Annotated in this window: 4 protein-coding genes; all 4 read left to right on the top strand. The window is 68.8% G+C overall.

Annotated features, from left to right (window positions below):
- Positions 1 to 157: hypothetical protein (locus IT350_00135; protein ID MCC6156431.1), on the top strand; the 157-nt coding region annotated here is incomplete at its 5' end.
- Between the two features lie 31 nt (positions 158 to 188).
- Positions 189 to 1,214 (top strand): creatininase family protein, encoded by a 1,026-nt coding sequence (locus tag IT350_00130; protein MCC6156430.1) that lies wholly within the window; start codon positions 189 to 191, stop codon positions 1,212 to 1,214.
- A gap of 11 nt (positions 1,215 to 1,225) precedes the next feature.
- Positions 1,226 to 1,948, top strand: coding sequence for a ribonuclease PH (gene rph, locus IT350_00125; protein MCC6156429.1), 723 nt, complete (start codon positions 1,226 to 1,228; stop codon positions 1,946 to 1,948).
- Entirely contained in the window at positions 1,945 to 2,565 is a 621-nt protein-coding gene (gene rdgB / locus IT350_00120) for an RdgB/HAM1 family non-canonical purine NTP pyrophosphatase (protein ID MCC6156428.1), read from the top strand. Before rph ends, rdgB begins: the two co-directional genes overlap by 4 nt.
- Positions 2,566 to 2,753 lie beyond the last annotated feature (188 nt).

Genomic DNA, 2,753 nt, shown 5'->3' with positions numbered 1-2,753 from the left:
GCCGACGCCGACGCCGAAACCGCCGACAACGACCGAGCCGCCTCCGACGACCGTCGCCCCGACGACAACCGTCGCGCCCACGACCACCGTGCCGCCCGCGGCCGCGACGCCGGGGCTCGAGATCGGCCCGGTCGAATCCGTGCCCGAGGGCGAGTGAGCCCGGCGCGGCGACGCGAGCGCGAGTCCGCATGAACATCGACCTCACCGGCTGCCCGCCGAACGTCTTCGCGCTCGAAGACCTGAACCTCGCCGACCTGCGCGGGCGCGACGCATCGCGCGACGTGGTGGTGATCGCGCTCTCCCCGATCGAAAACCACGGCACGCACCTGCCCGTCGGCACCGACGTCTACATTTCGCGCGAACTCGCGAAACGCACCGCGTGCCGATTCGCGCTCGTCGAACCCGATGCACGCATCCTCCTCTACCCCGTCATTCCACTCGCCAGCGCGGCGATTCGAGGAACAGGGTCGGTGAAGATCACGTCGCGACAGGTACGCGCGATGCTCACGACGCTCTGCCGCTGGTTCATGCGCCGGGGTTATCGCCGCTTCGTGTTCATCAGCGGCCATGGCGGCGTGCCGTTTGTCGGCGCGCTCGACCGCGTGTGCCGCACGCTCAACGCCCGGGGCGCGCGGGCCATCGCCCCCTGCGCGCGCATCGCGGGCCACGCCTATCAGGGCGCGTATATCGAACGCATCCGCGCGCGGGGCGTCGCGATTCCGGACGACGCGCGCGACCTGTTCGAACAGGATTTGCACGCCGGGTTCATGGAGACGTCGTTGATGCTCGCCATCGCCCCGCATCTGGTGACGCCGGACCTTGCCGCCGTGCCGCGCCGCTACGCGCCGCATCGCCCTTGGCTCGCGGCGATCCGGCGCGGGCTCGTCGCGCTCGCGCGTCGGCTGCCCATCGGCGAAGCGATGAAGGAGTCGATCGCGGCGGGAGCGCGGGCGGGCGAGGTCGATCTATCGTGGATCATCGCCGGTCGGCTCGACGGGTATCTCGGCGATCCCGCGCGGGCGAGCGCCGCGTTCGGCGAGGCGCTGCTCGACGTCATCAGCGACGATCTCGCGCGCTTCATGATCGAGGTGTTTCACGAGGGTGCGGACCCGATCGACTATCGTAGCAGCGCGCACCTGTTCGACGCGCTCAAGTGGGCGGGCTTCGCGTTGCTCGTGGTTTGCGCGGCGCTGGTGTTCGTCTCGAACTGCTGAGAGGGCTGACGATGAAACGACATGACGGACGCCGTCCCGACGCGCTGCGTCCCACCGCGTTCGCGCGCGGCGTGAACCCGTACGCCGAGGGCTCTTGCCTCGTCACGATGGGGCAAACGAAAGTGCTCGTCACGGCCACGGTCGAGGAGTCGATCCCCCGCTGGCTTCAGGGCAAGGGCAAGGGTTGGGTGACGGCGGAGTACGCCATGCTGCCGCGCGCCAACCGTGACCGCACGCAGCGCGAGCGCGCGAAGGTCTCCGGGCGCACGCACGAGATCCAGCGCCTCGTGGGTCGCGCCCTGCGCGCGGTGACCGATCTCGAAAAACTCGGCGAGCGCCAGATCGTGATCGACTGCGACGTGCTGCACGCCGACGGCGGCACGCGGTGCGCGTCGATCAACGGCGCGTACGTGGCGCTGCGTGACGCGATCGCGTGGTGTCGCGAGCATGGCAAGATCTCCGCGAATCCGCTCGTCGATTCGGTCGCGGCGGTGTCGTGCGGGCTCGTCGGGGGCCGCGCGCTGCTCGATCTCGACTATGAGGAAGACAGCGGCGCGGACGTGGACGCGAACTTCGTGATGACCGGCTCGGGCCGCCTCGTCGAGGTGCAGATGACGGGCGAAGAGGCGACCTTCGCCGAGGACGACATCGCCGCACTGCTCGCCCTCGCCCGCACCGGCGTGCGCAAGATCGCGCGTCTGCAAAAGGCCGCGCCCCGGAGCGACAAAACGTGAAGGCCGGGCGGCGCGTCGTGCTCGCGTCGAACAACGCGGGCAAGCTGGCCGAGCTGCGCCGCATCCTCGCGCCGCTCGGGTTCGATCTCGTTTCGCCGCGCGATCTGGGTTTCGACATCGCGCCGGTCGAGGACGGCGGCGACTTCGACGCCAACGCCCTCATCAAGGCCCGGTACTGGATATACGCCACGGGCCTGCCGGCGATCGCCGACGACTCCGGGCTGTGCGTGAACGCGCTGGGCGGCGCGCCGGGCGTCGATTCGGCCATCTTCGCGGGGCCGAATGCGACCGACGCCGAGAACAACGCGCTGCTGCTCGAACGCCTGCGCGACATCCCCGAAACCGCGCGCGATGCGCATTACCACTGCACGGCAGCGTGCGTCGCCCCGGATGGTCGGACGCTGATCGCGCATGGGCGAGCCGATGGGCTCGTGCTCTCCGCTCCCCACGGCGATGGAGGATTCGGCTACGACCCGGTGATGCTGGAACCGGCGTCTGGTAAAACCTTTGCCGAACTCGACGGCGGCGAAAAGGACGCCGTGAGCCACCGCGGAAAAGCGTTTCGCGCGCTCGCCAGGCAGCTTGCCGAGTTCCTCACGGGCGAATCGACTGCGTGAAGCGAACTCTGCACGACGTCCGAACCGTGAGCGCGTGGGTGTGGGGGACGTCAAGACTCCCGACTCATTTTCGACACCGCTTTTTTGAAACTCCTTGAAATCACGGCGTAATTTCGCTTTCGCCATTTTTTTTGGCACGACGCTCGACGGGGATTTGCCGGAATCTCGGCGGCGGGCGCATTTCCGCG

The organism is Deltaproteobacteria bacterium (genome assembly GCA_020845895.1).
GTDB lineage: Bacteria > Lernaellota > Lernaellaia > JACKCT01 > JACKCT01 > JADLEX01.
The sequence above is the reverse complement of the archived record's forward strand: the minus strand, read 5'-3'. Positions and strand labels throughout refer to the sequence as shown.